Annotated in this window: 24 protein-coding genes; 10 read left to right on the top strand and 14 right to left on the bottom strand. The window is 67.3% G+C overall.

From position 1 onward, the window contains the following. The first annotated feature begins 249 nt into the window (after positions 1–249). A complete protein-coding gene (locus tag CK620_RS02330) occupies positions 250–741 on the top strand; it encodes a peroxiredoxin (RefSeq protein WP_095541336.1) in 492 nt (163 codons plus the stop codon). Between the two features lie 60 nt (positions 742–801). Beyond that, positions 802–1,326 carry an inorganic diphosphatase gene (gene ppa, locus CK620_RS02325; protein ID WP_095548914.1) on the top strand — a complete coding sequence of 175 codons (525 nt, stop codon included), beginning with the start codon at positions 802–804 and terminating at the stop codon, positions 1,324–1,326. 100 nt (positions 1,327–1,426) lie between these two features. Here the strand turns inward: ppa and CK620_RS02320 are convergent, their stop codons facing one another. Together CK620_RS02320 and CK620_RS02315 are read right to left on the bottom strand one after the other, a co-directional pair. Continuing rightward, entirely contained in the window at positions 1,427–2,227 is an 801-nt protein-coding gene (locus CK620_RS02320; RefSeq protein ID WP_095548913.1) for a cyclase family protein, read from the bottom strand. 136 nt (positions 2,228–2,363) lie between these two features. After that, a complete protein-coding gene (locus CK620_RS02315) occupies positions 2,364–3,920 on the bottom strand; it encodes an NAD(P)H-hydrate dehydratase (protein WP_095548912.1) in 1,557 nt (518 codons plus the stop codon). A 58-nt stretch (positions 3,921–3,978) separates the two neighbouring features. On the opposite strand from CK620_RS02315, the gene CK620_RS02310 reads away from it, so the two are divergent. The 4 genes from CK620_RS02310 to CK620_RS02295 are packed head-to-tail and all read left to right on the top strand — an operon-like array spanning position 3,979 to position 6,358. After that, entirely contained in the window at positions 3,979–4,599 is a 621-nt protein-coding gene (locus CK620_RS02310) for a YggT family protein (protein ID WP_179290546.1), read from the top strand. Between the two features lie 56 nt (positions 4,600–4,655). Further along, positions 4,656–5,072: a lactoylglutathione lyase gene (gene gloA, locus CK620_RS02305; protein ID WP_095541332.1), complete on the top strand. Its 417-nt coding sequence runs from the start codon at positions 4,656–4,658 to the stop codon at positions 5,070–5,072. Beyond that, positions 5,069–5,779 (top strand): pyridoxamine 5'-phosphate oxidase, encoded by a 711-nt coding sequence (gene pdxH / locus CK620_RS02300; protein WP_095548910.1) that lies wholly within the window; start codon positions 5,069–5,071, stop codon positions 5,777–5,779. The genes gloA and pdxH overlap by 4 nt, the downstream gene beginning before the upstream one ends. Positions 5,780–5,839: 60 nt before the next feature. Beyond that, complete coding sequence (locus CK620_RS02295) at positions 5,840–6,358, top strand: GNAT family N-acetyltransferase (RefSeq protein WP_095548909.1); 519 nt, start codon at positions 5,840–5,842, stop codon at positions 6,356–6,358. Between the two features lie 23 nt (positions 6,359–6,381). Here CK620_RS02295 and cls read toward each other — a convergent pair whose 3' ends face one another. The 6 genes from cls to CK620_RS02260 form a co-directional block, all read right to left on the bottom strand. After that, positions 6,382–7,824, bottom strand: a complete 1,443-nt coding sequence (gene cls, locus CK620_RS02290; protein WP_095548908.1) for a cardiolipin synthase — start codon at positions 7,822–7,824, stop codon at positions 6,382–6,384. A 38-nt stretch (positions 7,825–7,862) separates the two neighbouring features. After that, on the bottom strand, positions 7,863–9,242 hold the full coding sequence (tadA, locus tag CK620_RS02285; protein ID WP_238945978.1) for a tRNA adenosine(34) deaminase TadA: 1,380 nt from the start codon (positions 9,240–9,242) through the stop codon (positions 7,863–7,865). 20 nt (positions 9,243–9,262) lie between these two features. Further along, entirely contained in the window at positions 9,263–11,806 is a 2,544-nt protein-coding gene (locus CK620_RS02280) for an ABC transporter permease (protein ID WP_095548906.1), read from the bottom strand. A gap of 257 nt (positions 11,807–12,063) precedes the next feature. Continuing rightward, on the bottom strand, positions 12,064–13,155 hold the full coding sequence (locus CK620_RS02270; RefSeq protein WP_095548904.1) for a S49 family peptidase: 1,092 nt from the start codon (positions 13,153–13,155) through the stop codon (positions 12,064–12,066). Then, positions 13,156–13,533 (bottom strand): Rieske (2Fe-2S) protein, encoded by a 378-nt coding sequence (locus tag CK620_RS02265; protein WP_095548903.1) that lies wholly within the window; start codon positions 13,531–13,533, stop codon positions 13,156–13,158. Beyond that, positions 13,530–14,225, bottom strand: coding sequence for an HAD family hydrolase (locus CK620_RS02260; RefSeq protein WP_179290545.1), 696 nt, complete (start codon positions 14,223–14,225; stop codon positions 13,530–13,532). The genes CK620_RS02265 and CK620_RS02260 overlap by 4 nt, the downstream gene beginning before the upstream one ends. Before the next feature lie 481 nt (positions 14,226–14,706). On the opposite strand from CK620_RS02260, the gene CK620_RS02255 reads away from it, so the two are divergent. After that, positions 14,707–18,405, top strand: a complete 3,699-nt coding sequence (locus tag CK620_RS02255) for a delta-60 repeat domain-containing protein (protein WP_179290544.1) — start codon at positions 14,707–14,709, stop codon at positions 18,403–18,405. Positions 18,406–18,596: 191 nt separating this feature from the next. Here CK620_RS02255 and dnaB read toward each other — a convergent pair whose 3' ends face one another. The 6 genes from dnaB to CK620_RS02225 all read right to left on the bottom strand — a co-directional run bounded on the left by dnaB (position 18,597) and on the right by CK620_RS02225 (position 24,540). Continuing rightward, positions 18,597–19,997: a replicative DNA helicase gene (gene dnaB, locus CK620_RS02250; RefSeq protein ID WP_095541426.1), complete on the bottom strand. Its 1,401-nt coding sequence runs from the start codon at positions 19,995–19,997 to the stop codon at positions 18,597–18,599. A gap of 332 nt (positions 19,998–20,329) precedes the next feature. Further along, a complete protein-coding gene (rplI, locus tag CK620_RS02245; protein ID WP_095548901.1) occupies positions 20,330–20,782 on the bottom strand; it encodes a 50S ribosomal protein L9 in 453 nt (150 codons plus the stop codon). Between the two features lie 17 nt (positions 20,783–20,799). Then, on the bottom strand, positions 20,800–21,081 hold the full coding sequence (gene rpsR, locus CK620_RS02240; protein ID WP_095538797.1) for a 30S ribosomal protein S18: 282 nt from the start codon (positions 21,079–21,081) through the stop codon (positions 20,800–20,802). Between the two features lie 71 nt (positions 21,082–21,152). After that, positions 21,153–21,527, bottom strand: a complete 375-nt coding sequence (gene rpsF / locus CK620_RS02235) for a 30S ribosomal protein S6 (protein WP_095538798.1) — start codon at positions 21,525–21,527, stop codon at positions 21,153–21,155. 128 nt (positions 21,528–21,655) lie between these two features. Then, on the bottom strand, positions 21,656–23,758 hold the full coding sequence (gene mutL / locus CK620_RS02230) for a DNA mismatch repair endonuclease MutL (protein WP_095548900.1): 2,103 nt from the start codon (positions 23,756–23,758) through the stop codon (positions 21,656–21,658). Between the two features lie 71 nt (positions 23,759–23,829). After that, the gene (locus CK620_RS02225; protein ID WP_095548899.1) at positions 23,830–24,540 is read right to left on the bottom strand and encodes an RlmE family RNA methyltransferase; all 711 of its coding nucleotides are present in this window, start codon (positions 24,538–24,540) and stop codon (positions 23,830–23,832) included. A 90-nt stretch (positions 24,541–24,630) separates the two neighbouring features. On the opposite strand from CK620_RS02225, the gene CK620_RS02220 reads away from it, so the two are divergent. The 3 genes from CK620_RS02220 to CK620_RS02210 all read left to right on the top strand — a co-directional run bounded on the left by CK620_RS02220 (position 24,631) and on the right by CK620_RS02210 (position 26,920). After that, positions 24,631–25,101, top strand: a complete 471-nt coding sequence (locus CK620_RS02220) for a YhbY family RNA-binding protein (protein WP_095541425.1) — start codon at positions 24,631–24,633, stop codon at positions 25,099–25,101. Then, positions 25,101–25,913: a glycosyltransferase gene (locus CK620_RS02215; RefSeq protein WP_420894194.1), complete on the top strand. Its 813-nt coding sequence runs from the start codon at positions 25,101–25,103 to the stop codon at positions 25,911–25,913. Before CK620_RS02220 ends, CK620_RS02215 begins: the two co-directional genes overlap by 1 nt. A 95-nt stretch (positions 25,914–26,008) precedes the next feature. Further along, a complete protein-coding gene (locus CK620_RS02210; protein WP_095548898.1) occupies positions 26,009–26,920 on the top strand; it encodes an SURF1 family protein in 912 nt (303 codons plus the stop codon). The last annotated feature ends 5 nt before the right edge of the window (positions 26,921–26,925 follow it).

Raw genomic sequence — 26,925 nt, 5'->3', positions numbered from 1 at the left:
ATGGCAGCGACTTGCTGCAGCGAAATCGTCAAAAACGCCGAGATGCGCCGTTGCATTTTTTTGCAGAACGCGCATCTTTGCGGGCTGCTTTTGGGTTGTCAAGCTTTTTTTGCAATTTCGCGCACGGTTCGACATGTTTCAACGACACCTTGGGTTTGCCTTGGTGTGGCCTGCCCTGTTTTACCGTTGTAAGGCAGCGCAGCCGCTCCGCTGCAATTCCCAGCCCTAGACTGAGAGACACTTATACATATGGCGATCGTTGTCAATAAGCCTCTTCCTGAGTTTGAAGCCAGCGCAACTGGTGGTGTGACGGTGAGCAACACCTCACACAATGGCCAGATCATGATTCTTTACTTCTACCCCAAGGACAATACGCCCGGCTGCACGACCGAGGCCATGCAGTTCCGCGACAAGTACGACAAGTTCACCAAGCTCGGCGCTGTGGTGTTTGGCGTCTCGCGCGACAACATGAAGTCGCACGATGGCTTTAAGGAAAAGCTGGAGTTGCCCTTCGAGCTGATTGCCGACACCGAAGAGAAGATGTGCCATATGTTCGGCGTGGTCAAAAACAAAATCATGTATGGCAAGAAGGTCAAGGGCATCGAGCGCAGCACCTTTTTGGTGGCCCCGGACGGCACGCTGGCGCAGGAGTGGCGCGGCCTGAAGGTGCCCGGCCACGTAGACGAAGTGCTCAAGGCCGTCAAGGCCCTGAAGAAAGCCTCTGAAAAACAAGCCGCATAAACCCTCCATCAGGCTTCAGAGCCCCCTCTCCCTCCCCCTTCAACCATAAGCAAGACCATCATGTCCCTGAGCAAAGTCCCCGCCGGCAGCAAGGCCCCGGAAGTGTTCAACGTCATCATTGAAATTCCGCAGAATGCCGACCCGATCAAGTACGAGGTCGATAAGGAAACGGGCGCAATTTTTGTCGACCGCTTCATCAATACGGCCATGTTCTATCCGGCCAATTACGGCTACGTGCCGCAAACGCTCTCTGGTGACGGCGATCCAGTGGACGTGCTGGTGCTCACCCCCTATCCGCTGCAGTCTGGCGTGGTCGTGCCCTGCCGCGCGCTGGGCATGTTGCGCATGGAAGATGAGTCCGGCGTCGATGCCAAGGTGCTGGCCGTGCCAACGGAAAAAATCCTGCCGGCCTACGCCCATATGAAGAGCATTGCCGACGTCAACGAGGGCACGCTCAATGCCATCAGCCATTTCTTCGAGCACTACAAGGATCTGGAAAAAGGCAAATGGGTCAAGGTCTTGGGCTGGGCCGGCATTGATGAAGCCCACAAGGAAATCAGCGACGGCATCGCCAACGTGAAGTGATTGCATCCTCAGATGGCCAGGGCCTGCAACAGCGCGGCCCGCCAAAAACAGGCCGGTGACGCTGCACGCTCACCGGCTTTTTTCGTGCCCGAAGAGCTTGTCAAGCCAAAGTCATGACACGCGCCAAACCACCAGAGCACCCCTCAATCTTGGAGACAGCCACCACCAGCGTAGCCCCTGAAGCCGGAACTTGCTCCAGATTGGTAATGGCCTCCAGCCCCCAGCGCCCGGATGGCAGCCACATGCGATGGGCGGCGAAGTCTGCCGAGGCGCCATAGTCCAGCGACAAGGTATCCACAGCCAACCCAACTGCCTGAGTGTTCTCCATCAGGTACTGCACAGCATCGGGATGAAACCCCGGAAAGTGCATCACCCCTGCCTCATCGGCGTTGCGAAAGCGCTCGGTCGCAGCCAGCTTGTCCCAGCCTGACATCATGGCCACGCAGGCTTGGGGCGGCAGCGGGCCGTGCGCAGCTTCCCAGGCCTGGATGTCCTCGGGCGTGAGCTGCGCGTCGGCATTGGCCGCTGCCCGTTCGCGGATGTCCACCACGCACAAGGGCACGACCAGATTGCCCACGGGGATTTCCGCAATCGACTGGCCGTCGGCGCTGAAATGCAGCGGCGCATCCAGATGCGTGCCAATGTGCTCGTGCAAACGCAATTCGTTCAGGTTGAAGCCATGCTCGTCAAAGTGGTAGCGCGCCTGACGAAACAGCTCTTGCTGGCCGAAAAAAGTCGGGAAGTCCTCATTCAGCACATGGGTCATGTCCACCACCATTTCATGGCCGCTGCGCAGCGCCGCCGGGGCCTGAGCCACCTGGGCATCGACCTCTGCCTGGCTGTGGCGCCCCTGCGCCAACATTTGTTTCTTGACGGTTTCGATGACGCACGCATGGCACATGGCAACTCTCCTTGTCGCTGAATGTTCCCTGCTTCTTGGCAGGCTGGGAATACAGTGTGCCTGCCCCTTACCGACTTTGCCATAGATGCTTATACCGAAGCGCGCATGTGCGCGCACAGGCCGTAGCGGCTGCGCATCACAGCGCATGCAGCAAATCTTCGGCCGTCAAGCGCCTTCCCCAGCCGACAGCCCCTCCACGCTCCAAGGCTCGCTGCGCCGCCTGGCCGTGCAGCCAGACTGCCGCGCAGGCTGCCGCCAATGCTGGCGCGCCTTGGGCCAGCCAGGCCGCCACCATGCCGGCCAGCACATCGCCCGTGCCGCCCGTGGCCAGCTCAGGCGGCGCATTGCTGTTGATGAGCACGCGGCCATCGGGCGCTGCAATCACGGTATCGGCTCCTTTGAGCACTAGCACAGCCTGGGCCAGGCGCGCGGCCTGCGCGGCCCGCTCGGGCTTGCTGCCAGTCAGCTCAGGAAACAGCCGGGCAAACTCGCCCTCGTGCGGCGTCAGCACCGCCGTAGCGGCCCGGTTGGCCGCCAGGGCCTGGAACAAAGCCTGCGGCTCCTGCGCGAAAGCCGTCAGCGCATCGGCATCCAGCACCAAAGCCTTGCCGCGCTGCGCTGCAGCCAGCACGGCCTGACGCGTCAGCGCCTGCACCCCGGCGCCCGGGCCGATGACACAGACCTGGGCGCGCACATCGTCCAGCAGCGCGCCCAGCTGTTGCGCATCGGCAAAGGGCTGCACCATGCTGGCCTGCAGCGCCTGGGCATAGACGGGCCAGACCGGCTGCGGCGCCAACACCGTCACCAGTCCGGCGCCGCTGCGCTGCGCTGCCTGGGCGCACAGCCGCGCTGCGCCAGTCAACCGCGCCCCACCCAGCACCAGCACATGGCCGCGCTGGTATTTGTGGCCCTGCGCCGCCGGCTGCGGCAGCAGCCCCTGCCACAGGCTGGGCACATTGCGCCACAGCTTGGGCGCGGGCTGGATCGGCACATCGTCCGCAATGCCGATGTCGGCCAGCACCAGCTCGCCGCACAGCGCGCGGCCCGGGTACAGCCAGTGCCCAGGCTTGGCGCGAAAGAAGCTCACCGTCAGCGCCGCAGCAGCCACCGGCCCCTGCGGCTGGCCGCTGGCGCCATCCAGGCCGCTGGGCACGTCCACCGCACACACCGGCAGGCCGCTGGCCGCCAGTTGCTGCACCAGATCAGCAGCCAGGCCATCGAGCGGCCGGCACAGGCCGGCGCCGAACAGCGCATCAATGACGATGTCGCACTGCGCGGGGTCGAAAGCCGCGGCCTCCTCGGTCACGCCCTGCCACTGGCTGGCAGCCCAGGCCGCATCGCCGCGCAGTCGCTCCATCTGGCCGAGCAGGAATACGCGCACCGGCCAGCCCCGCGCGCGCAACCACTGCGCCGCCACAAAACCATCGCCGCCGTTATTGCCCGGCCCGCACAGCACGGCCACGCGGCAGGGCTGCCAGCGCCTGGCCACGGCCAGCGCCACGGCATGCCCGGCGCGGCGCATCAGCTCGATGCCGGGCACGCCACTGGCGATGGTGGCGGCATCGGCCTGGCCCATTTGCGCCGGCGTCAGCAGCAACTGCCGGTGATGGCGCTGCCGCGTGTTGGGTTGCGGCGCGGCATCGTCCAAGGGGCTGGGCTGCGCGGCCAGGCTGCGCGGTGGTATATGGCTCATGCAAATTTCCTTTGCCCTGGCGGGCGTTGGCGCACAGAAGGCTCTAAGATCGCGCGCCATGCTGCTGCTCACTATTTTTTCGTTCGTACTGTATTCGATCGCCTGCACCATCGCCGGCGCTTGCCTGCTGCGAGTGCTGCTGCAGGCACAGCGCATCAGCTTCAGCAATCCGCTGGGCCAGCTGCTGCTGGCGCTGACGGACTGGCTGGTGCGCCCGGCGCGCCGCGTGCTGCGCCCGCAGGCCCGTTGGGATTGGCTGACGCTGCTGCTGGCCTACACCGTGCTGCTGGCGCACTGGTTGCTGATGTGGTTGCTGCAGCAACTGCTGTGGGCCGGTAACCTACCTTTGAACCTGATCGCGCTGGCGCCGCTGCAGGCCTTGTTCTCGCTGCTGCGCCTGGGCCTGTACCTGGCGCTGGGCATCTTGCTGCTGTACGTAGCGCTGTCCTGGCTTCTGCCAGGCCACTGGCTGCACAGCCTGAGCGAGCGCCTGTGCGCCCCCTGGCTGGCCCCGCTGCGCCGCCTGCTGCCCACGGCCGGCGGCATTGATTTCTCGCCCATGGTCCTGGGCCTGCTGCTGTCCATCGGCCTGCTGGTGCTGAAGTGGCTGGAGCTCTCGGCCATCGCCCAGGCCGTGTTCGGCCAGCCCTTGCTGGGCTCTGTCGTCCCGTTCGGATGACAAGCGCCCTGCCAGCGCTTTCCTCACTTTCCTCCCCACGATCCATCAAAACTGCCATGCAATTTCTCCACACCATGCTGCGCGTGGGCGATCTGCAACGCTCCATCGACTTCTACACCCAGGTCATGGGCATGCAGCTGCTGCGCACTTCCGAAAACCCCGAATACCGCTACACCCTGGCTTTTCTCGGCTTCGGGGGCGGCAACCCGGCCCAGGCCGAGCTGGAGCTGACCTACAACTGGGGCACCGAGCGCTACGAGATGGGCACGGCCTACGGCCACATTGCCCTGGGCGTGCCCGATGCCTACGCCGCCTGCGAGCGCATCCGCCAGGCCGGCGGCAAGATCACGCGCGAGCCCGGCCCGGTCAAAGGCGGCACCACCGTCATCGCCTTCGTGGAAGACCCGGACGGCTACAAAATAGAATTGATAGAAAGAAAAAATGCCCAGGCCGCTGGCGGGGGGCTGCGATGAGCGCCACGCCCAGCCATCAGCCGCCGCCCCAGGCCCCGCAGACTGCCGGCCTGGACCTGGCCGCCATGCGCCAGAACTACACCCTGGCCGAGCTGTGCGAGCAGCAGGCCCCGGCCGAGCCGGCAGCGCTGTTCGATGCCTGGCTGCAGCAGGCCGTGCAGGCCCAGCTGCACGAGCCCAATGCCATGACGCTGGCCACCGTGGGCAGCGACCTGCGCCCCAGCGCGCGCATCGTGCTGCTCAAGGGGCATGACGCGCGCGGCCTGGTCTGGTTCACCAACTACCACAGCCGCAAGGGGCAGGAGCTGGCCGGCAACCCGCAGGCCGCGCTGCTGTTTTACTGGGGCCCGCTGCAGCGCAGCGTGCGCATCGAAGGCGTGGTGGAACAAATCGCTGGCGAAGACAGCGCCAGCTATTTCGACAGCCGCCCGCTGGCCTCGCGCATTGGCGCCCTGGCCAGCCCGCAAAGCCAGCCCGTGGCCAGCCGCCAGGCGCTGGATGAGGCCTTCGCCCGCATCGAAGCCGAGCTTGCCGCCAGCGGCCAGGCGCCGCAGCGCCCGCCCTTCTGGGGCGGTTACCGGCTGCGGCCCAGCTACTGGGAGTTCTGGCAAGGCCGCAGCGGCCGCCTGCACGACCGCATTGCCTACCTGCGCCCGGCGCAGGGCGCTGGCGCAGTCGCCTGGCAGCGCCAGCGGCTGGCGCCCTGATGCGTTGCGCCTCTGTTCAAAGTTCACATTGAAATTGAATGCCTCGCAGCAAAAATCCATATGCCCAACCGCCCCACCAACGCAAACGCCCCGGCCCAGCTGCACATTCGCGAAGCCACGCCGCAGGATTGCGCCTTGATCCTGCGCTTCATCCGTGAGCTGGCGCGCTACGAAAAGGCCGAACAGGCCGTGCAGGCCAGCGAAGAGCAGTTGCAGCGCACGCTGTTTTGCGCGCAGCCTGCGGTGTTCGCGCTGATCTTGCAGGCCGGCGATGAGCCTATCGGCTTTGCCATCTATTTCTTCAACTACTCGACTTGGCAGGGCCGCCACGGCCTGTACCTTGAAGACCTGTACGTCACGCCCGAGGGGCGCGGCCTGGGCGGCGGCAAGGCGCTGCTGCAGCATCTGGCGCGCATCGCCGTCGAGCGCGACTGCGGCCGCTTCGAGTGGAGCGTGCTGGACTGGAACACCCCGGCGATCGAGTTCTACGAGCGCCTGGATGCCCAGCCGCAACGCGAATGGCTGCGCTACCGCCTCAGCGGCGCGGCGCTGCAGGCCCTGGCTGACGAGCGCGCTTGAGCCAGCGCCCGGCGCTGGCCCAATCACAACATTGGCGAGAACACCCGCATCGTGGCTTCGGCCAGCTCGCTGGCAAAGCCGATGTCCCGCTGCGCGGGCACGGCGCGCGAGCGGGCCACGTCCTGGCGGAACTGCTCGGCCAGGGCCTGGTTGAAGTGCTCGCAGAACACGGCCACGCCCACTTCGTAGTTCAGGCGAAAGCTGCGGATGTCGAAATTGGCCGTGCCGATGAAGCCAAACTGGTCATCAATCACCAGCGTCTTGGAATGCAGCATGCCGTCGTCGTACTCCCACACCTTCACGCCAGCGGCCACCAGCTCGTCGTAGTAAGAGCGCGCGGCCAGCGTCACCAGGTGCGAATCGGACTGGCGCGGCACCAACACCTGCACGTCCACACCACTGAGGGCAGCGCTGGTCAGCGCAGTCTTGGCCGCCGCGCTGGGCACGAAGTACGGCGTAGTCAGCAGCACGCGCTCGCTCGCATCGTGGATGGCCTCGATATAGCAGCGGTGGATGGGCTCGAGCGGGTTGTTGGGCCCCGAGGTCAGCACCTGCACGTTGTAGGGCCCGACGTCGCTGACGGGCAACAAGCTGCGCCAGTCGGGCACCTCCTGCTCCAGCGGGCGGCCGGTGGCATAGACCCAGTCCTCCAAGAACACCACCTGCAGCCAGAAGGCCGGGTTGCCCTGCAGCTGTACGTGCACATCGTGGTAGGCATCGGCGCGGATGCGCTTGTCCTCCTCATCGGTGATGTTCACGCCGCCGGTGAACGCCAGCGTGCCATCGCAGACCACGATCTTGCGGTGCGTGCGGTAGTTGATGACCGGGCGCCAGCGTCGGCCAAAGCGCGTATCGTGAAAGCGCGCAAACTGCACGCCAGCATCCAGCATGGGTTGCACAAAGCTCTTGCGCAGCCGCTTGGAGCCCAGCGCATCAACCAGCAGCCGCACCTGCACGCCTTCGCGGGCCTTGGCAATCAGCAGATCGCGCAGCCGCGTGCCGGTCTGGTCGGGCTCGAAGATGTAGTACTCCAGGTGCACATGCTGGCGCGCCTGGGCCACGGCCTCGAAGATGGCGTCGAACGTCTGCGCGCCGCTGGTGAGCAGCTTGACCGATTGCGCGCTGCAGGGGTAAATGCCTGTGCTGGCAATGCCCAGGCGCGCCAGCTGACGCAGGGTGCCCGGCGAGCTGTGCGTGCGCTGCTTGAGCGCCTCCAGATCGCCGCTGACGTAACTGGCCATTTGGTGGCGCAGGCGGCGCATTTGCTGCTTGCGCAGGCGCTGCGGCCCGAACAAATAGAAGATGAAGAAGCCCACATAGGGCAGCAGGGCCAGGGCCAGAATCCAACCGATGGTGGCCTCCGGCGGGCGCTTTTGCAACACCACCCAGACCACCAGCACCAGCACATACAAACCCCAGGCCGCCGCCAGGGCGGCAATCAACGAGCCTGTCCAATCGAACTGCATCGCATCTTCTCCTCAGAACCGTCGTCGCGCCATCATTGTCACTGGCTGTCAGCGCCAGGGCCAGGGCCATTGTGCGCCAGCCAGCGGCGGTGCATGGCGTCGATGGCCTGTGGCGGCGGCAGACCTGGCCAGGCAGCCGGGCCAGCCGGCTGCAGCGCCAGCTGCCATTGGCGCTCTGGCGGCAAGGCGATGGGGTGCGAAGGCAAGTTGGCAGGCATTTGCAGCTGCCCTGCCAACCAATGGCGCGCATGGGCTGCGCTGGGGTAAGGCGCTGCCGCCTGCAGCAGCCACTCCTGGTCGGCGCCTGCGGGCAGGCAGCGGCCCAGGTGCGCCGCCACGGACCAGCGTTTGTCCATGCGCCCAGGCGCGACGGGCCAGAGCGGCTGCTGCGCGGCGGGCGCACTTTGCGCGGACATCTTCTGCGCGGGCAGCAGGCGCAACCAACCGGCCAGGCGCTCGGGCTCGGCCTGCGCCAGGGCCTGGAGCAAGACCGGGGCCAGGCTGGGGCCCGCCCCTTCCAGGCTCACGAGCGTGAACTGCCGCAGGCCCAGCGCATCCAGCAGCTGCAGCAGGATGCGCGCATGGCGGGCCGCATCGTGCCAGGGGCTTTTCTTGGGCTTGTCGCTGCGCCCCCAGCCCACCAGATCGGGGGCCAGCACCGGATAAGCGCCGCGCGGCAAGGCCTGCAGCAGCGGCGCCCACCAGGCGCTCCAGTGCCAGGGCGGGTGCAGCAGCAGCAGCGCCGTGCGCGGCTGGGCCGGTGGGTGATTGGGCTGGCCTTGGGGCAGGCTTTCGGGCCAATATTGGTAGTGCAGGCGCAGGCCCTGCAGCTCGGGCAAGGCGCTGGTGTAGTGGCCGGGCGCGGGGCATGGTGCAAAGCAGGCCTCTGGCGTGCGCAAGGCATCGTCGCGCAGCGGCTGGCTGGCCTGGGCTTGCTGGCGGCGGCGCTGCTGGAAGAATTGCTCCAACAGCGCCGCGCACTCATCGGCCAGCACGCCGCGCACCAGCTGGGTGTGGTGGTTCAAGCCTGGGTGGGCGAACAGATCCAGCACCGAGCCTGCCGCGCCCGTCTTGGGCTCGCTGGCGCCAAAGACCACGCAGGCCAGGCGGGCCTGGAACACCGCGCCGCTGCACATGGCGCAGGGCTCCAGCGTCACGTACAGCGTGCAATCGCCCATCCGGTGGTTGCCCAGCCGGGCCGCGCCTTCGCGCAGCGCCAGCATTTCGGCATGGGCGCTGGGGTCGGCCAGCTGGCGCGTGCGGTTGTGGTTGCGCGCCAGCAGCTGGCCATCGCGCACCAGCACCGCGCCTACGGGCACCTCGCCTTCGGCGGCGGCCTGCTCTGCCTCGGCCAGGGCCAGGCGCATCCAGTGCGCGTGCCCGGCATCGGGCATGGCGGCGGCGCTGGGCGAAGGCATGGGCGCGGGGGTGGGCGAATTCATTGCACCAAGGCCCGAAGACTGCTGCTGACCGAGCGACGCAAGATGCCGCGCAGCCCCCACCAACCGGCCAACAAGGCCAGCAGCGCGCCAGCCACGGCGCTGAGCAAGGGAGCCCACAACGGCCAGCGCCAAGTGAAGTCAAATACGTAATGCGCCAGCGCCCAGGCGATGGCGATGGCCGCCACGCTGGCCAGCAGCCCAGCCAGCGCGCCCACGCCGGCCAGCTCGGCGCGCTGCACGCGCCGCAGCAGCGCGGCGCTGGCGCCCATGGCGCGCATGATGGTGTATTCGCGCGCGCGCTCCTCGCGCGTGGCGGTCACAGCCGCAAACAGCACCACCATGCCGGCGGCCAGCGCAAAGCCAAACAGCAGTTCCACAGCGCGGCTGACCTGGCCCAGCACCTGCTGCACCTGCTGCAGCGTGGCCGAGAGGTCGATGTTGGTGATGTTGGGAAACTGCCGCACCAGCGCGTTGTCAAAACCCGGCGTGGCCGGCGCCCGGTAGGCGCTGAGGTAACTCACGGGCAGGCCCGGCATTTCCGCCAACGGGAACAGCACAAAGAAGTTGGCGTTCATGCTCGCCCAATCGACCTTGCGCACCGAGGTCACCTCGGCCTCGTGCGGCAGGCCGCCGATGTCAAAGCGCAGCCGGTCGCCCAGCGCAATGCCCAGGCGCTGGGCAATGCCCTGTTCGATGCTCAGGCCCTGGGCCTGGCCGGGCAGCCAGCGCCCGGCCACGATTTGGTTGTCGCGCGGCAGCCCGGTGCTGTGGCTGAGGTTGAACTCGCGCTCGACCTGGCGGCGCGCCTGTTCATCGGCATAGTCGCTGGCGCGCACGGCGCGGCCATTGATGGCCATCAGCCGGCCGCGCACCATGGGGTACCACTGGTAGTCGCGCACCCCGGCCTGCTGCAAGGCCTGACGGAAGGCCTGCGCCTGCTCGGGCTGGATGTTGATGACGAAGCGGTCGTTGGCCTCGGCCGGCGTGGCCTGGCGCCAGCTCTGAATCAAATCGGTGCGCAACAGCACCAGCAGCACCAGCGCCAGCAGGCCTACCGCCAGGCTGCCGACCTGCAGCACGGCAAACAACGGCCGCGACGCCAGCTGGCGCGTGGCCAGCATCAGCCAGCGCGGCGCCCTGCCCTCGCGCACCACCCAGCGCAGCAGCTTCAGGGCCAGCGCTGCCAGCGCAGCAAACAGCAGCAATGCCAGGGCAAAGCCACCCACAGCGATGGCGCCCAGACGCCAATTGCCGCTGACCAGAAACAGCAGCACGGCAAAGCCGGCCAGGCCGGCGAGCACCACGCTGCGCGATGCCCCCTTGAGCCCGCCCAGATCGCGGCGCAGCACGCGCAGCGGCGGCACCTGCGCCAATTGCAGCACCGGCGCCAGGCCAAAGGCCATCAGCAGGCTCAAGCCCATGCCCAGGCCCAACAGCACCGGCCAGGCGCTGGCCGCTGGCAGCTGCACCTGCAGCAGATCGGCCAGCATGTGCACGAACAGGGCATGCACGCCATAGCCCAGCGCCACGCCCAGCAGGCTGGCCAGCACAGCGGCCACGGCGAACTCCACCAAATAGGCGGCCATGATGGCGCGCTGGCTCAGGCCCAGCACGCGCCACAGCGCGGCGGCGTCGAGGTGGCGCTGCGCGAAGGAGCGCGCCGCCAGCGCCACGCCCACGGCCGAGAGCAGCGCCGAGAGCAAGGCCACCAGGCGCAGAAAGGATTCGGCGCGCTCGAGCGTGCGCTGCATCTGTGGGCTGCTGCCCTCCAGCGTCAGCAGGCGCAAGCCGCGCTGCGTGCCGGCATCGAGCAGCGCCTGCATTTGGCGCTCGAAGCGCTGCACCGCGCTGTCGGCCTCACCGGCCACCAGCAGGCGCCAGTTCAGGCGGCTGGCCGGCTGCACCAGAGCCGTGGCTTCGAGCTGCGCCATGCCAATCATGACGCGCGGGGCAAAGTTCAGAAAGCCAGCGCCACGGTCGGGCTCCTGCGCGATCACGCCGCTGACGACAAAAGCCGCATCGCCCAGGTGCAAGGTATCGCCCAGGCCGATTTCCAGATTGGCCAGCAGCGCCGCATCGGCCCAGGCCTGACCGGGCGGCGGGCCGCCGGCGACCGCCTGCCCAGCGGCGGCCAGCGCCGCGGGCGTGGTCTGCGCATCCCATTGCCGGGCAATGCGCAGCGCGCCGCGCAGCGGATAGGCAGGTTCCACGGCCTTGAGCGAAACCAGCCGGCTGGCGCCACCCTGGGCATCGTCGGCGCGCGCCATGGTGGGAAAAACCACCGTCACGGCCGTTTGCAGGCCCAGCGCCTGGGCCTGCTGGCGCCAGGCTGGCTCGATGCCGTGGTCGCTGGCCAGCACGGCATCGGCAGCCAGCAGTTGGCGCGCATCGCGCTGCAGGCCGGCCTGCAGCCGGTCGGCAAAAAAAGCCACGGCGCACAGCGCCGCCACAGCCAGCAGCACGGCCAGCAGCAGCACCGTCAGCTCACCGGCGCGCCAATCGCGCTGCAGGCTTTTCAGGCCCAGGGCCACTGAGCGCATGGCCGGGCTTGGGCTTGGGCTTGGGCTTGAAGTCGTGCCTGGCGCGATGTGGCGTATATCAGGCGATTGGGAGGTTTCCATCGGACAAACCCTTTGCGGGCGGCATGGGGCGGCGCTTCTCGCCCCGGGCATTGTTCAGCATGGCGCGCATGAGCGCATGGGAGCACGAGGACATGCAAAGACGCACAGCGGCGTGCGACGCGCCCTGACCGGCTCTGGCGCGCCCGGCATGCCATGGCCTGGGCGCGCAAACCGGCTCACCGCAATTGTGGGCCCTGGGCGCGCAAGGCCTGGGCTGCCTCTTGCCCCAGGCTGCTGCCCAGGGCGTGGCCTGCCGTGCTGCCCAGCTGGCGCACCAGCTTGTCGGCCAGGCTCTTGCGCTGCGTGTAATCAACAATCTTGTCTTGCTTGACCACGTCTCGGGCCACGGAGTACACCGAGCCCGTGCCATCGGCCAGGCCCAGCTCGATGGCCTGTTCGCCCGTCCACACCAGGCCGCTGAACAGCTCGGGCGATTCCTTCAGGCGCGCGCCGCGCCCTTCGCGCACCACGGCGATGAACTGCGCATGGATCTGGCGCAGCATGGTCTTGGCGTGGGCCACGTCGGCCGGGTCCTGCGGGCTGAAGGGGTCGAGAAAGCCCTTGTGTTCGCCGGCCGAGAGCAGGCGGCGCTCGACGCCGAGCTTGTCCATGGTGCCGGTGAAGCCAAAGCCGTTCATCAGCACGCCGATGCTGCCGACCATGCTGGCCTTGTCCACATAGATACGGTCAGCGGCCACGGCCACGTAATAGGCCGCCGAGGCGCCCAGCTCGCCGATCACGGCGTACACCGGCTTGCTGTGCTTGGCCTTCAGGCGCAGGATTTCGTCGCGCAAAATGCCGGCCTGCACCGGGCTGCCGCCGGGGGAGTTGATCTGCAGCAGCACGGCCTTGGCGTTGGGCGCCTCGAAGGCTTTTTGCAGCGAGCGGTAGAGGTTGCCGGCGCTGGCTTCCTCCTCGTCGGCGATCAGCCCTTTGATGCGCACCACGGCCGTGTGGGTCTCGGCCAACGGAGCCTGCAGCACGGTTTTCTGCAGCACGCTCCAGGTGATGAAGCCCAGATAGCCCAGGAAGATCAGCGTGAAGAAAATGCGCCAGCGCCGCGCGGCGCGCTGCTCTTTGATGCTGGCCATGGCCAGCTTTTCCAGCACGCTGCGCTCCCAGTGACCATCGCCGGGGCCGCCCTTGGCGGTTTTTTTCCTCGCGCCATGCGCCTGCGCGGCGGCGGGGTCGATGCCCGGGCGCTCGGCCCAGACGTCGCTGCCGCTGCCTGCAGCGGTGGGGGAAGAGGATGGGTCGTACGGTTGCATTCAGAACTCCACGGGTTGGAGCGCGCCTTGCGGGTGCCAGTACACCTGCCCGCCCTGCTCGCTCAGTTCAATCGAGGTCAAAGGCCCCTGGCAAGGCCCGCCGGCGCAAGCGCCGGTGGCCGCATCATAGGCCGCGCCGTGGTGGGCGCAGATCAGCCACTGGCCGCTGTCGTCGAGGAATTGGCCGCGCGGGTAGTCCATCTCCATGGCCACGTGGGTGCAGCGGTTCAGGTAAGCGCGCGGCTGGCCGGCCACGCGCACGGCAAAGGCCTGCTGCTGCTGGCCCTGGTAGCGCACCTCGAACACCACGGCCGGGCCGCCTTCGGCTAGGGCCTGGCTGCTGCACAGCGGCTGCGGGGGCAGTGCGCCAGCGCTCATGGGCGGCGCCCCGGCTCGGCGTGTTGCTCCAGCCACTGGCGCAGCATGGCCACGGAATCGGCCACGGCCAGTGGCGCGAACTGCTGCAGGCCATCACCAGCATGGGCCCCATAGGCCACGCCCACGCTGGGGCAACCGGCGTTGCGCGCCATTTCCAGATCGTGGCTGGTATCGCCAATCATCAGCAGGCGCGCAGGCGCCACGTCGTGCACCTGCATCAGCTCCTGCAGCATCAGCGGATTGGGCTTGCCGGCGGTTTCATCGGCGGTGCGCGAGTCGTCGAACAGGCCGTGCAGATCGTGGCTGGCCAGCACGTGGTCCAGGCCGCGGCGGCTCTTGCCCGTGGCCACGGCCAGCAAGAAGCCGCGCGCCTTGAGGTCGTGCAACAGCTCCAGCGCGCCGTCGAACAGCACGATCTCGTCCTGCTGCTGCACATAGTGGTAGCGGTAGCGGCGCGCCAGCTCGGCATAGGCGCTGGGCGGCACATCGGGCGCGGCCCGCGCCAGCGCGCTGCCCAGCTCCATGCCGATGACCCAGCTCGCCTGCTGCTCATCGGGCGGCGTGCCGCCCACGTCGCGCACGGCCTGCTGGATGCAGCGCGCAATCAGCGCGGTGGAGTCGAACAAGGTCCCATCCCAGTCAAAGGCGATCAGGTCCACGGGCCGGGGCCCGGTGTGCAATGCAGCGTTCATGGCAAAGGCAAAAAAAGTCGGCCCGCCGCGCCTATGCCTACAGTTGCGGCGGCGGTGGGCAAACCGGGCATTATGCGCGTCCCGGATGCGCCCGCGTGCCCAGGGCTTGGCGGGCCTTTATCACATCCTCGCAGCCCCCTGTAAGTTCCTGTAAGCCTCCGTAAATTCCCCTCGCAACCCCGGCGCGCGCTTCTGGCGCGGCGTGAACAAGCCCTTGGCCCTGCGATCAAGCCCCAGCGCACTTATCAGAAATGCAAAAACCTGTGGCAAATCGTGTTTAATGATTGTTTTCCCGTGGCCGGGCTGTTGTGCGGGCGTTTGGCTGCGGTGGTTTTTGCTTTTTTGCATTTCCCTGCCCAGCACACTTTTGGGGGTTCCCCCCCTTTTGCCCCCAAAGGCATTCCTCCTTAACCTCCCCCCCCCCCCCCCCCCCCCGAGATTGGGGCGCCTGAGGCGCGCAGCGCGGCGCTGGGGCCATTGGTTGGCTGGCGCCGCGCTGGCGTTGGGCGCGGCCAGCGCCGCCCAGGCCCAGAGCCTGAGCCTGGATACGGGGTTTGATTACACATACCCATACCCGCACACCATCTACCCAAGCTATGGCGTGGGCCTGTTGCCCGATGGCCGCCTGTGGACGACCGATTTCGCGAGTTTGTCGCTACTCAAGCCCAATGGCTCGCTGGATCGGCGGCTGTCTGAGGTGGGCAGTCACAACTTCTTCGTACTCGTGCAGCAGCCCGACGGGCGGATGCTGGTGGGCGGCGGCCTCTCGGAGGTCGGGGGGCACAGCACCGGTGGCGTGGCGCGGCTGGCGCCGAATGGCAGCGTCGATACCAGCTTTACCGCGCCATCGATTCACGGCGATGCCAATTTCCGCCTCAGGCATCTGGCCTGGGCGCCGGGCGACAGGGTACTGGTGGGCGGCGCCTTGACGGCCGTGGGCACCGCGCCCGCCCACGGCCTGGCGCGCCTGAATGCCGATGGCAGCCGCGACACGGGCTTTGCCAACGCCCTGCCCTATGGCTCGGAAGTGACGGCGCTGCACGCCCTGCCCGATGGCGGGGCCCTGGCGGGGGTGAGCAACCCCCCTGACCCTGCACAAACGGGCCTGTACCGGCTGCGCCCCGATGGCACGGTGCAGTGGTTCAGGAAAACCGGTGGTCAGGTGCGCGCCCTGGCCGTGCTGCCCAGCGGGGACATTCTGGTGGGCGGCCGGTCGCTGCAGATTTACCCGTCTGCAGCGCCCTTCGACGTCTACCGGCTCAAGCCCGATGGCAAGGTGGATTTCTCTTTCCAGCCCACGGATCTGGGCAGTGAGCAGGTCTGGGCCATGCATGTGCTGCCCAACGGCCAGATTCTGCTGGGCGGCACCACGTTGGCCCTGCTGAACCCCGATGGCGCGCGCAATACCAGCGTCAGCCTGCCGGCACTTGAGTGGGAGCGCAACATCCATACTCGCGGCATCTACCACTTCACCCCCCAGCCCGATGGCAAGCTGCTGGTGGGCGGCGACAGCATCCGCCTCACCGAAGGCGGCCAAAGCCGCGACATCTTGGCGCGGCTGACTCCGGCCGGTTTGCCGTCGAGCTTTCACGCCATTACCCTGGCGACGACGCCGGCATACTTGGCGCCCGGGCTCAAATGCACCCACACGATGGTGGAGCACGGCGGCGAGACCACCTGCACGGTGTCGCCGCCGGGCAATTGGGTTTTCACGGGCTTTGGCGGCGATTGCGCCAGCGTCGCGGGCGCCAGCTGCACGCTGACGAACGTGACCAGCCCCAAGAGCGTGACGGCCACGTTTGCCCCGCCGGTGGAGGTGTTTACGGTGGCCAGCCCGGCAGGCGGCGGCAACGTGACTTGCACGCCCAACCCGGTGGCCCGAGGCGGCAATGTGTCGTGCACGGCCTCGGCCAATGCGGGTTATACGTTTTCGGGCTTTAGCGGGCCGTGTTTTGGCGGGCAGTGCCATTTGACGAATGTGACGGCCCCGGTGACGGTGACGGCGCATTTCGCCACGCCAGGCTCGCACCCGATTGCCACGGGCGTGCAGCCTGCGGGCGCAGGCACGGTGCAGTGCACGCCCAACCCGGTGGCCACGGGTGGTGCCAGTGTGTGCGTGGCAACGCCTGCGGCGGGGTTTGCTTTTGGCTCGGCCTTGAGCAGCAACGCCAGCAGTGCGTGCTCGCCCGATGCCAGCGGCGGGGCGGTGTGTACGCTCACAGGCGTGGGCTTGAACGCGAGTTTCCGGGCCGATTTTGTGCAGGCCGATCATGCGATCACGGTGCAGGCCAACCCGGCAGGCGGCGGGGAGGTGGTTTGCACGCCTGCCGCCGTGCCTACGGGCGGCACGAGTTTTTGCGGGGCCTTGCCCGCGCCGGGCTTTGGCCTGGCCTCTCTGAACGGCTGTGACACGGTGGCCGGGCTGCTGTGTTCGCTGACGAATGTGACGACCGACCGCACGGTGACGGCGCAGTTTGCGCCGCTGGTGGGCAGCGCCAGCGAGCATGTGATTACGGCCACGGCCAGCCCGGCGGCGGGCGGCTATGTGGTGTGTACGCCCAACCCGGTGCCCGATGGCGGCACGGCGGTTTGCCGTGTGCAGGCCAAAGGCGGCTATGTGTTTGACAGCTTTGGCGGCGATTGCACCAGCGTGGCGGGCGAGAGCTGCGATGTGGCCGGCGTGACGGGCCCCAAGACGGTGACGGCCAATTTCACCCGCGTGGGCGGCGGCGCTGGCCCGCATGCCATCGTGGCCACGGCCAACCCGGCAGCGGGCGGCGCGGTGACGTGCGCGCCCAACCCGGTGCCCAATGGCGATAGCGCCACTTGCACGGCCACGGCCAATGCCGGTTATGCGTTTGACGGCTTCAGCGGCGATTGCACGGGCGCAACCTGCAACTTGACGAATGTGCTGGCCGCGCAGGCGGTGGTAGCGACGTTCAAGCCCCTGACCAGCGCCACGCATGCGATCACCATCACGCCCAGCGCCAATGGCAGCGTGACGTGTACGCCCAACCCAGTGCCCCACGACAGCGATGCCGTGTGCACGGCCACGCCTGCGGCGGGCTATGCGCTGGGCGCGTTTGGCGGCGATTGCAGCGGCACAAGCTGTGTGCTGAGCAACGTGACTGCGCCCAAGACCGTTTCGGCCACGTTTGTGATGGGCCATGCCATTACGGCCACGGCCAGCCCGGCGGCGGGCGGCACAGTCATCTGCACGCCCAACCCGGTGCCCAATGGCGGCAATGCCAGCTGCACGGCCACGGCCAACGCAGGCTACACCTTCAGCGCCTTCAGCGGCGATTGCGCAGGCGCAAGCTGCGCGCTGACGAACGTGACCAGCGCCAAGAGCGTGACGGCCAGCTTCACCGCCACGGCCACGACCCACGCCATCACCGCCACGGCCAACCCCGCCGCTGGCGGCACGGTGAGCTGCACGCCCAACCCGGTGCCCGATGGCGACGATGCCACCTGCACGGCCACGCCGGCCACGGGCTATGCGTTTGATGGCTTTGGCGGCGATTGCGCCAGCGCCACGGGTGACAGTTGCACGCTGAGCAATGTCACCGCGCCCAAGAATGTGGTGGCGAACTTCAAGCCCGCAGCAGCGCCCGCGCACGCCATCACCGCTACGGCCAACCCGGCGGCAGGCGGCACGGTGAGCTGCACGCCAAACCCGGTGCCCGATGGCGACGATGCCACCTGCACGGCCACACCAGCCACGGGCTATGCGTTTGATGGCTTTGGCGGCGATTGCGCCAGCGCCACGGGTGACAGTTGCACGCTGAGCAATGTCATCGCGCCCAAGAATGTGGTGGCGAACTTCAAGCCCGCAGCAGCGCCCGCGCACGCCATCACCGCTACGGCCAACCCGGCGGCAGGCGGCACAGTCGTCTGCTCGCCCAACCCCGTGCCCGATGGCGGCAATGCCACTTGCACGGCCACGGCCAATGCAGGCTTTGTCTTCAATGGCTTTGGCGGCGCGTGCGCGGCGGCCACGGGGCCGGTGTGTACGCTCGGCCCTGTGAGCGCGCCGCTGACGGTGAGCGCGCAGTTCATTGCCGCGCCAACGCCCAGCGGGGCCGTGCCGGTGCCAACGCTCAGGCTCTGGGCCCTGCTGTTGCTGGCCCTGGCCGCCGCCGGGCTGGGCGGGCGCGCCATGCGCCAGCGCAGGGCATAAGGGCCTGGCGCTTGAGGGCCCGATGGGGCCCTCACACATGCGCCGCGCACAAGGCAACGCGGCCCATAGCGCATCGCGCGCTATGGGCCGCGTTTTTTGCGGCGGTTTTTGGCGGCGCGCCGCGGGGCGACACGCCGCAGAGTGCCCCCATCCGCTCTCTTGAGCGCCGAGCAGAGATTTTGAACAGGTGCTTACATCGGCCCCGTGTCTTCGTGCAGGCTGAGGTTCTCGAAGCGGGTCTGGTCTTTCTGGAAGTACAGGTTCACGGTGCCGGTGGGGCCATTGCGCTGCTTGCCGATGATGATTTCGGCCTGGTTGGGGGCGGTGCTTTTTTCTTTGTTGTAGTAGTCGTCGCGGTAGATGAACATGATGACGTCGGCGTCCTGCTCGATGGCGCCCGATTCGCGCAGGTCGCTCATCATGGGGCGCTTGTCGGTGCGCTGCTCGACGCTGCGGTTGAGCTGCGAGAGCGCAATCACCGGGCATTGCAGCTCCTTGGCCAGCATCTTCAGCCCGCGCGAGATCTCGCCCAGCTCGGTGGCGCGGTTTTCGTCCGAGGAGTTGCCCGAGCCGCTCATGAGCTGCAGGTAGTCCACCACGATCAGGCCCAGCTTGCCGCACTGGCGCGCCAGGCGGCGCGCGTTGGCGCGCAGTTCGGTGGGCGTCAGCCCCGGGGTTTCGTCGATGTGCAGCGAGACGTTGCGCAGCCGCTCGACCGCCTCGGTCAGGCGCGGCCACTCTTCGTCGAGCAGCTTGCCGGTGCGCAGGCGCTGCTGGTTGATGCGGCCAATGGAGCCAACGATGCGCACCGCCAGCTGCGATGCGCCCATTTCCATCGAGAAGATCGCCACCGGCATGCTCTCGCGCAGCGCCACGTGCTCGGCGATGTTGATGGCAAACGCGGTTTTGCCCATCGAAGGGCGAGCCGCCAGCACGATCAGATCGCCCGGCTGCAGGCCGCTGGTCATGCGATCCAGATGACTGAAGCCCGTGGGCACGCCGGTGATGTCGTGCGGGCTTTGCGCCATTTCCTCGACCTGATCCAGCAGGTTGACCACCAGGCCATCGAGCGATTGAAAGCCCTGCTTCATGCGCGAGCTTTCCTCGGCGATGCTGAAGATCTTGGCCTCGGCCTCGTCCAGGATGCGTCCGACCTCGCGCCCCTTGGGGCTGAAGGCGTTGGAGGCGATCTCGTCGCTGGCGGCAATCAGCTTGCGCAGGATGGCGCGCTCTCGAATGATTTCCGCGTAGCGGCGGATGTTGGCCGCGCTGGGCACGTACTGCGCCAGCGAGTTCAGGTAGGCGATGCCGCCCACTTCCTCGGCCTTGCCGATGCCGCGCAGGTGCTCGAACACCGTCACCACGTCCGCTGGGCGGTCGTTCTCCAGCAGCGCAGCGATGGCCTGGAAGATTTGCTGGTGCTCGCTGCGGTAGAAGTCCGACTGCTTGAGCAGATCGGAGACGCGCTCCCAGACCTGGTTGTCCAACAGCAGGCCGCCAAGCACGCTTTGCTCAGCCTCCACCGACTGCGGTGGCAGCCGCAGATCGGCCACCTGCGGGTCAGCGCCCTGCCCCAGCGGCCCCAGAGGCATGCCGCCGCGCACCGGCTGTTCGGAAAAATCCATCACTTCGACGCCCATGGCGCCACGGCCCTTCTCATCCATTGACTCTCACCATTTCCATGTTGTCCCGCCACGACCGGCGCACCGGCTGCGCGCCGCATCTTACGCAGGCCAGGCGGGGCTGTCACCGCACAAGCCTGTGGATGGGCATGGGGCAAACCGTGCACAAGCTGTGGATAAGCTGTGCCCAAAAGCCCGCCGGCAGCACCACGCCAACGGCAGGCGACAAAGAAAAAACCGCCTCTTGCGAGGCGGCTTTCAATGGCAGCGGGGCTCGGAGCGCCTGCCCGCTGCACGCAATGTCAGGCACTTTCGCCGTAAACGGCCACGGTGATTTCCACGTCCACGTCGGTGTGCAGGGCCACAACCACGGTGGAATCGCCCACGGTCTTGATTGGGCCGGCCGGCAGGCGCACCTGCGACTTGTGCACTTCATAGCCTTGCTTGACCAGCTCGGCAGCGATGTCCTGGTTGGTCACGGAGCCGAACAGGCGACCGTCCACACCGGCCTTTTGCGACAAGCGCACGGTCTGGCCAGCCAGCTTCTCGCCCAGAGCCTGGGCGACGGCGAGCTTTTCAGCAGCGGCCTTTTCCAGCTCGGCGCGGCGGGCTTCGAACTCGGCCTTGGCAGCAGCGGTGGCGCGGCGGGCGCGGCCAGTGGGGATCAGGAAGTTGCGGGCGTAGCCGTCCTTGACGGTCACGATCTCACCCAGGTTGCCCAGGTTGACGACTTTTTCCAGAAGAATGATTTGCATGGTGTGCTCCGCCTATCTCAGATTTTGTGCTGGTCGGTGTAGGGCAGCAGGGCCAGGAAGCGGGCGCGCTTGATGGCGGTGTTGAGCTGGCGCTGGTAGATGGCGCGCGTGCCGGTCAGGCGGGCGGGGATGATCTTGCCGTTCTCGGCGATGAAGTCGCGCAGGGTATCGACGTCTTTGTAGTCAATTTCTTCCACACCGGCGACGGTGAAGCGGCAGAAACGCTTGCGACGGAAGAGCAGGTTCTGGTTGTTGCGCTTGGGGCGGCGATCTTTATTGAAACGCTTAGGTCCAGCCATGATGGGCTCCTGATGAAATCTTGATAAATAAAGCTGTCTGGGGATGCAAGCTCAAGAAAGCGGTCTCGCCCTCAAGCCTTTTGCTCTGCCTCAGCGGCCTGTGCGCTCTTGCGAGCTTCCTCGCGCTCGACGGTTTTCATCATCGAGGAAGGCGCGGTCTCGGCCTTTTTCTTCTGCACCGTCAGCTGGCGCAGCACGGCATCGTTGAAGCGGAAGGCGTGATAGAGCTCGTCCATCACGGCCTGGCCGGCCTCGATGTTCAGACACAGGTAGTGCGCCTTGGAGAGCTTGTTGATCGGGTAGGCCAGCTGGCGGCGGCCCCAGTCTTCCTCGCGGTGGATCTTGCCGCCGCCTTCGGTGACCATGCTCTTGTAGCGCTCCAGCATGGCTGGCACCTGCTCGCTCTGGTCCGGGTGGATCAGCAAAATGATTTCATAGTGACGCATCGTTGAACTCCCTTGTGGAATGAACTGCCACCCGCAGCGTCAAACAGCGGCTGTGGCAAGGAAACCGCGCATTATACATACGGATCAGCGCATTGCGGCGGCCACGCAGCGCCCTGTCAGCCCCCAGGTCAGCGCCCGCGCAGGAACAGTTGGTCGAGCTCGGCCATGCGCAGCTGGCGCCAGGTGGGGCGGCCATGGTTGCACTGGTCAGAGCGGGGCGTGGCCTCCATCTGGCGCAGCAGGGCATTCATTTCCTCAATGCTCAGCTGGCGGTTGGCGCGCACCGAGCCGTGGCAGGCCATGGTGGCCAGCACCTCGTCGCGCGCGCGCTGCAGCACGGCGCTGCGCTGGGTGGGCGGCGCTGCGGCTAGCGCGCCCTGCCCGTCCGCTGGGCCGCTGGCTGGCGCTGCCTGCATGCCCAGGTCTTCGTGCTGGGCCAATTCACCCAGCACGCTGCGCGCCAGCTCGACGGGGTCGGCCTGGCGCAGCTCAGAGGGGATGGAGCGCACCGCCAGCTGCTGCGCGGCCAGCGGCGTGACTTCCAGACCCAGCTGCACCAGCAACTGGGCGTGCTTTTCCGCCGTGGCCATCTCCAGCGCGGTGGCGGCAAAGGCTGCGGGCAGCAACAGCGGCTGGCTGGGGATGTGGGCGTCGTGCAATGCCTGCTTGAGGCGTTCGTACACGATGCGCTCGTGCGCGGCATGCATGTCCACGATCACCAGGCCGTGCTGGTTCTGCGCCAGGATGTACACGCCGTGCAGCTGCGCCAGCGCCCGCCCCAGCGGCCACTCGGGCTGCGCCTCGGCCCCGGCTTCAGTCTGGGTTGACCAGGGCTGGGGCGACTCGCGCAGCGTCAGAGGTGCTGCGCCTGCGGTGGGCATGGAGTAAGCCGCTGCGCCTGGCGCTTTGGGCTGCTGGGCCAGGTGCCCCGCCATGGCAGCGGTCTCGCCCACGGGGCTGGCAATGCGCGCATTGCCGCCATCGCCCCACAGTGCGGCCAAGGTCTGGCGGGTTTTTTCGATGTCGGCCGCAAAGCCCAGGCGGCGCTGCTGCGCCAGCGGCAAGGGCGATCGCGCCGCCATGGGTTGGGCCATGCCGCCCGGCGCATCAAGGGCCATGGCGGCATCGATTCCAGCGGCGCCAGCGGGTGGCGCGCCTGCCAGCGCCCGTGAAGGCGCCAGGGCGCGCTCCAGCGCGTGGCGCACGGCGGCGTGTACCACACGCCCATCGCGAAAGCGCACTTCGATCTTGGTCGGGTGCACATTCACGTCCACCTGCTGCGGGTCGATCTCGACGTAGAGCACGTACACCGGCTGGCGTTGGCCATGCAGCACGTCCTCGTAGGCAGCACGCGCGGCGTGCGCCAGGGTTTTCTCGCGCACGAAGCGCCCGTTGACGAAGCTGTACTGCTGATCGGCGCGCGCGCGCGAGTGGGTCGGCATGCCGGCGCGGCCATAGACGGCCACGCCCCCTTCCTCATGGGCGACGGGCACGGAATGGGCCATGAACTCCGCGCCCATGATGTCGGCAATGCGGCGCTCCCACTGCGCCTGCTCCAGCAGCTTGAAGCCGGCGAGCGCCGGCTGCGCCGAATCCTGCGACTCCTGCGACGGCACGGCGCGCCACTGGTGCTGCAGCTTACCGCCGTGCCAGATGGCAAAGCCCACGTCAGGTCGGGCCAGCGCATGGCGGCGCACGGTCTCCACGCAGTGTGCCAGCTCGGTGTTTTCGGCCTTGAGGAATTTGCGCCGCGCCGGCGTGGCGAAGAACAGTTCCTGCACGTCCACCGTCGTGCCCACGGCCCGCGCGGCCGGTTCGAGCACGCCGCTGGCGGCATCGATCATCATGGCCTGGGGCTGGCTGGCTGTGCGAGAAACAATGCGCAGCTGCGCCACCGAGCCGATGGCGGCCAGCGCCTCGCCGCGAAAGCCCATGGTGGTGACCGACTCCAGATCGTCCAGGCTGCGGATCTTGCTGGTCGCATGGCGGCGAATGGCCAGCGGCAGGTCCGAGGCCGGCATGCCGCGACCGTTGTCCTCCAGCACGATGTGGCGGATGCCGCCGGCCAACAGCCGCAGCTGGATTTCGCTGGCGCCAGCGTCCAGGGCGTTGTCCAGCAACTCGCGCACCACCGAGGCCGGGCGCTCAACCACCTCTCCGGCCGCGATCTGGCTGATGAGGGTGTCGGGCAAGTCGGCGATGGGGCGGTATGAGGAGGAGGGAATGCGCATGGTGCGTGTCGCTGGTCAATGGTCGGTGCTTGGCGTCGTGCAAGGGGCGAATGGCAACTGGCGATGGGCGCTCAGCCCTGCCCGCCACGCAGACCCTGGCCGATCAAAAAAACCTCGGCCGAGCGGCTGCGCGAGGCCTTGGGCTTATAAGGCCGACTTTTGCGAAAAGTCTGGCGGAACAGCGCCACCAGCTCATCGTAGCCAGGACCGTGAAACACCTTGGCCACCATGGCGCCATCGCTGTGCAGATGCGCCTGCGCAAAGTCAACGGCCATTTCCACCAGTGTCTGCACGCGCGCGCCATCGGTAGCGGCATGGCCGCTGAGGTTGGGCGCCATGTCAGAGACCACCAGGTCCACAGCCCTGCCCTGCACGGCCTGCTGCAGGCGCTGCAGCACCTCGTCCTGCTGAAAATCGCCCTGGATGAAATGCACGCCGGCCACCGGCTCCATGGGCAGCAAGTCCACCCCGACCACCAGCGGCGCAGCAGCTGCGCCCTGGCCTGCCGCCTCGCCCTCGGCCGCCGCGCGGCCCAGCTCCAGCTTGCGGCTGAGGTACTGGCACCAGGCCCCAGGGGCGCAGCCCAGATCGACCACCACGCGCGCGCCCTTGAGCAGCTGGAACTCCTGATCGAGCTCCTGCAGCTTGTACACCGCGCGGGCGCGGTAGCCCTCCTTCTGCGCCAGCTTGACGTAAGGGTCATTGAGATGGTCGTGCAGCCAGGCCTTGTTGACCTTGCCGGTCTTGCCGGCGTTGCCCGCACGACTGTGCTTGCCCGTCATGAATCGATGCTCTCCAGATTGCGCCTTGCGATATGGTCAAAGAGGGCGGCCAGGCTCTGAGAGCCTGGCCGCATGGCCGATAATCATGCCATGACTGTCTTGACCCTGACCCCGGCCCAGCGCCGCAGCCTGCGCGCCGATGCCCACCACCTCGACCCGGTCGTTCTCATCGGCGCGGAGGGCCTGAGCCCCGCCGTCGAAAAGGAAGTCCAGGCCGCCCTGCAAGCGCATGGCCTGATCAAGATCCGCGTCTTCAACGACGACCGCCAGCTGCGCGAGCAATATCTGCAGCAGCTGTGCGAACAACTCGGCGCCGCCGCCGTACAGCACATCGGCAAGCTGCTGGTGCTCTGGCGCCCGCAGGCGCCCAAGGCCCGCGCAGCGGGCACGGGCGGCAAGGCCCCCACCGATGTCAAGGTCGTCAAGCCCAGCAAGCGCGCCGGCCAGCGCCCAGAGATCAAGCACGTGCGCGTGCTGGGCAACCAGCGCCTGACCGCCGGCGGCAATGTCAAGAAGGCCAAGCCGCGCCAAAGCTCGGCCAAGAAGAAGTCGCTGGATTGATGCAGGCCGCCACCCACCCCAACGCCGCAGACATGCGCTTGCACGATACCCCAGCCCCTGCCGCCACGCGGCATGTGCTGTGCATGAAATGGGGCAGCAAATACGGCCCTGAGTACGTCAACCGCCTCTACGCCATGGCGCAGCGCCACCTGCAGGGGGCGTTTCGCTTCGTCTGCCTGACCGACGACGTGCAGGGCATTCGCCCCGAGGTCGAGTGCTTCCCCATCCCCGAGCTGGACTGGCAACGCTACCCGCGCCAGCCCGACCGCGCCTGGAAAAAGCTGGCCACGTTCTCGCCCGATCTGCGCGAGCGCTATGGCCTGCAAGGCGTGGCGCTGTTTCTCGATCTGGATGTGGTCGTCGTCGGCCCGCTTGATGACTTCTTCACCCTGCCCGGGCCTTTTCGCATCATCCACGACTACCCACGGCCCTGGAAGCGCCGCCGCATCACCGGCAATTCCTCCGTCTACCGCTTCGAGATCGGCGCCCACCCGGACGTGCTGGAATACTTCCAGCGCAACGTGGCCCAGGTGCAGCAGCAGTTTCGCAATGAGCAGGCCTATCTGTCGGACTACCTGTACCGCCAGGGCCAGCTGGCCTATTGGCCAGAGCCCTGGTGCCCCAGCTTCAAGTACCACGGCATCCCCACCTGGCCGAGCAACTATTGGCGCGAGCCCTTCATCCCCGAGCAGGCCAGAATCGTCATCTTCCACGGCGAATGCAATCCGCCCGATGCCCTGGCCGGCCGTCGCAACCGCCGCTTTCGCTACATCCGCCCGGCCCGCTGGATTGCCGCGCACTGGCGTGAATGAGCGCCGGGCGCGAATTCAGCCCCCCGCCCTGCCCCGCCGCCATCGCGGCCATCGCCCTGGCGCGCGGCAGATGGCAGATTTGAGACTCCCCCCACATGCCTGACACCCGCTCTGCAGCAGGCGCCGCCACCGCCGCGCCTTCCAAAACCAAACGTTGGGCCTTGTTGGCCTTTTTGAGCCTGAACACGCTGTTGTTTTGCAGCCTGGGCAGTTGGCAGGTGCAACGCCTGGGCTGGAAAAAAGACCTGATCGCGCGCGTGCAGGCGCGCGTGCAGGCCAGCCCCGAGACCCCGCCCGCCGCCGCGCAATGGCCGCAGCTGGGCGCTGGCGACGAATACCGACGCCTGCAACTGGCCGGCCAGTTGCTGACCGAGCGCAGCATCCCCGTCTATGCCAACACCGACCTGGGGCCGGGCTACTGGCTCATGGCGCCGCTGCAACTGGCGTCGCAACCTGCCGATGCCAGCACAAACACAAACACCAGTGCAAATGCCAGCACTGGCGTGAGTGCCGCAACGCCCGCCGTGGTCTGGATCAACCGCGGCTTTATCCCCACGGCCATGCGCCACAGCCCGGACTACGCCCGCCTGAGCGCACCAGCTGCCGAAGCCGAGCGCAGCGTGCAGGTCACCGGCCTGCTGCGCCTGCCGCCGCGCCCGCATTGGTTCTCGCGCGACAACCGCCCGGCCGAGCAACGCTGGTACCAGCGCAACCCGGCCGAGCTATCGGCCGCGCAGGCCCTGCCCACTCAAGTGACAGCGCCTTATTTCGTTGATGCGCAGCAGATCGAACCCAGCCACACACTGCCCGCCGCTTGGGGCAGCGCCGCCCAGATTTGGCCGCGCCCGGGGTTGACGCAGCTGCAATTTCGCAACAACCACCTGAGCTACGCCCTGACCTGGTTCACGCTGGCCTTGCTCAACATCGCCGCGCTGATTTACCTGCTGTTCTTCGAGTCGCGCCGCGCGCGCCCAGGCCCAAACTCACGACGCGACCCTGCCGACTGAATGCG

This window comes from Vandammella animalimorsus, from assembly GCF_002285285.1.
In the GTDB taxonomy this organism is placed as follows: domain Bacteria; phylum Pseudomonadota; class Gammaproteobacteria; order Burkholderiales; family Burkholderiaceae_C; genus Lampropedia; species Lampropedia animalimorsus.
This window is presented reverse-complemented; position numbering and strand designations above follow the sequence as displayed.